The sequence below is a fragment of the Chryseobacterium mucoviscidosis genome, assembly GCF_002177115.1.
Taxonomy (GTDB): domain Bacteria; phylum Bacteroidota; class Bacteroidia; order Flavobacteriales; family Weeksellaceae; genus Chryseobacterium; species Chryseobacterium mucoviscidosis.
The window spans coordinates 1-254 of record NZ_MVAG01000098.1 but is presented as its reverse complement, the minus strand read 5'-3'; the positions used below and the strand labels follow the sequence as shown (position 1 = coordinate 254).

The 254-nt window shown below is 55.1% G+C and carries 1 pseudogene; it reads left to right on the top strand.

Annotated elements, in window-relative coordinates:
• Positions 1-210, top strand: a pseudogene (gene groEL / locus B0E34_RS22730) (chaperonin GroEL); the annotation flags it as partial.
• Positions 211-254: the final 44 nt, after the last annotated feature.

The following is a 254-nucleotide window of genomic DNA, read 5'->3' as shown; positions in this document are numbered from 1 at the left end:
GCAGCAACTGAAGAATACGGCAACATGATCGATATGGGTATCCTGGATCCAACCAAAGTAACCCGTTCTGCTCTGCAGTACGCGGCTTCTGTGGCTGGCCTGATGATCACCACCGAGTGCATGGTTACCGACCTGCCGAAAAACGATGCAGCTGACTTAGGCGCTGCTGGCGGTATGGGCGGCATGGGTGGCATGGGCGGCATGATGTAATTGCCCTGCACCTCGCAGAAATAAACAAACCCCCGGGCAGAAAT